The organism is Synechococcus sp. H55.11, assembly GCF_047462475.1.
Classification (GTDB): Bacteria; Cyanobacteriota; Cyanobacteriia; order Thermostichales; family Thermostichaceae; genus Thermostichus.
Map to the genome: position 1 here is coordinate 1 of NZ_JANSJI010000014.1, position 2,888 is coordinate 2,888.

General features: G+C 58.0%; 2 tRNA genes and 2 rRNA genes. All 4 read right to left on the reverse strand.

Features of this window, described 5'->3' with window-relative positions:
- Positions 1-1,900, reverse strand: a 23S ribosomal RNA gene (locus tag NW853_RS00335); the annotation flags it as partial.
- 178 nt (positions 1,901-2,078) lie between these two features.
- Positions 2,079-2,154 (reverse strand) — tRNA-Ala (locus NW853_RS00340).
- Positions 2,155-2,236: 82 nt separating this feature from the next.
- Positions 2,237-2,310 (reverse strand) — tRNA-Ile (locus NW853_RS00345).
- Positions 2,311-2,423: 113 nt separating this feature from the next.
- A 16S ribosomal RNA gene (locus NW853_RS00350) occupies positions 2,424-2,888 on the reverse strand; the annotation flags it as partial.

Consider the following 2,888-nt stretch of genomic DNA (forward strand, 5'->3'; position numbering starts at 1 on the left):
TTACGCCTTTCGTGCGGGTCGGAACTTACCCGACAAGGAATTTCGCTACCTTAGGACCGTTATAGTTACGGCCGCCGTTCACCGGGGCTTCGGTCGCCAGCTTCGCTTGCGCTAACCGACTTCCTTAACCTTCCGGCACTGGGCAGGCGTCAGCCCCTATACGTCGTCTTGCGACTTAGCAGAGACCTGTGTTTTTGGTAAACAGTTGCCTGGGCCCTTTCACTGCGACCAGCTTGCGCTGGCACCCCTTCTCCCGAAGTTACGGGGTTATTTTGCCGAGTTCCTTAGAGAGGGTTATCTCGCGCCCCTTGGTATTCTCTACCCACCCACCTGTGTCGGTTTCGGGTACGGGTGACAACCTTCATCGCCTACGAGCTTTTCTTGGCACTCCCCTCAGCCACGCGGGGTCCGTAGACCCCTCCCAATCCAGTTAGGGTGTGGCCTGCTCTTGTGCGTCCCTCTTCAGCTCCAGTTGCCAGTCAGGGAATATCCACCCTGTCTCCATCGACTACGCCTGTCGGCCTCGCCTTAGGTCCCGACTAACCCCCCGCGGACGAGCCTTGCGGGGGAACCCTTGGGTTTTCGGGGCATTGGATTCTCACCAATGTTTGCGCTACTCAAGCCAACATTCTCACTTCCGCCTCGTCCACGGCTGCTTGCGCTACCGCTTCACCCTAGTGCGGAACGCTCCCCTACCATTGACATCCACAACTTCGGCGCATCGCTTAGTCCCGTTCATTTTCGGCGCAAGGGCGCTTGACCAGTCAGCTGTTACGCACTGTTTAAAGGGTGGCTGCTTCTAAGCCAACCTCCTGGTTGTCTGAGCACCCCCACCTCCTTAACCACTGAGCGATGACTTGGGGGCCTTAGTTGGTGGTCTGGGCTGTTTCCCTCTCGACGATGGAGCTTATCCCCCACCGTCTCACTGCCGACTAACCCTGGCGTATTCGGAGTTTGGTTCGATTTGGTACAGCTCTCGCCGCCCGCACCGATTCAGTGCTCTACCCCACCAGGTACCCATCGACGCTGCGCCTCAACGCATTTCGGGGAGAACCAGCTAGCTCTGGGTTCGATTGGCATTTCACCCCTAACCACAGCTCATCCGATGATTTTTCAACATCACCCGGTTCGGCCCTCCACTTGGCTTTACCCAAGCTTCAGCCTGGCCATGGTTAGATCACCCAGGTTCGGGTCTACAGCATAGGACCAACGCCCTCTTCAGACTCGGTTTCCCTTTGGCTCCGGCATTCCCGCCTTAACCTGCCCCATGCTGTAACTCGCTGGCTCATTCTTCAACAGGCACGCGGTCACCCGTTCAATCGGGCTCCCACTGCTTGTAGGCACACGGTTTCATGTTCTCTTTCACTCCCCTCCCGGGGTTCTTTTCACCTTTCCCTCACGGTACTGGTTCACTATCGGTCACGCAGGAGTATTTAGCCTTACGAGATGGTTCTCGCCGATTCACACGGGATTTCACCTGCCCCATGCTACTCGGGATGCGACCGGCGCCTTCCGGCTTTCGGCTACAGGACTTTCACCTTCTTTGGTGCAGCATTCCAACTGCTTCGCCTAGCCTTCCGGCTACCTTTTGGTCGTCCCACAACCCCGCCCAGCCGTAGCTGGACGGTTTAGGCTCTTTCCCGTTCGCTCGCCGCTACTGAGGAAATCACATTTGTTTTCTTTTCCTACGGCTACTAAGATGTTTCAGTTCGCCGCGTTCGCCCCCTTGGCCTATGGATTCAGCCAAGAGTGACAAGGCTTGCACCTTGCCGGGTTGCCCCATTCGGGCATCTGCGGATCACCGCCTTTGTCCAGCTCCCCGCAGCGTTTCGTCGGTAACACGCCCTTCCTCGCCTCTGCGTGCCTAGGTATCCACCGTGCGCCCTTAACTGACTTGACCACAACCACAAACATCGGTGTTCTACCTGCTTCATGCTTCCACTTTCGGAAGCATGACGCTCTCTTGCTATGCAGTTTTCAAAGTGCTGGCCGGTTCAACCCGGCTAAAGACCTGAGCCCACGCTCAACCCTTTAGCCCGATTGTTCACCTCTTCTTCCCCTCAAGGGCAGCCCTCAAATGGTGGAGGTAAGCGGACTCGAACCGCTGGCTTCTGCCGTGCAAAGGCAGCGCTCTACCTACTGAGCTATACCCCCAATCCAGGGCAACCCACTCCCGCTCCCGTCGCCTCACCTCAACCGTCATCCTCAGACTGCTGGGGCCTTGCTGGGGTGACAGTGGGCCATCCTGGACTCGAACCAGGGACCTCACCCTTATCAGGGGTGCGCTCTAACCACCTGAGCTAATAGCCCGCCCCACCAGAACCGTGGTCAACCCTCGCCTCAACCCCGACCAACCTGGGATAACACTTGGACTGCCTACTCGTCTTGAGTGCTTTCGGCTCCGTCCCCAGTAGGTCTCCCTAAAAGGAGGTGATCCAGCCGCACCTTCCGGTACGGCTACCTTGTTACGACTTCACCCCAGTCACCAGCCCTGCCTTCGGCGGGTGCTCCGACTTCGGGCATGGCCAGCTCCCATGGTGTGACGGGCGGTGTGTACAAGGCCCGGGAACGTATTCACCGCAGCATGCTGATCTGCGATTACTAGCGATTCCGCCTTCACGCAGGCGAGTTGCAGCCTGCGATCTGAACTGAGACGCGGTTTTTGGGATTGGCTCCCGCTCGCGCGTTCGCTGCCCTCTGTCCGCGCCATTGTAGCACGTGTGTAGCCCAGAGCGTAAGGGGCATGCTGACTTGACGTCATCCTCACCTTCCTCCGGTTTGTCACCGGCAGTCTCCCTAGAGTGCCCAACTCAATGCTGGCAACTAGGAACAAGGGTTGCGCTCGTTGCGGGACTTAACCCAACATCTCACGACACGAGCTGACGACA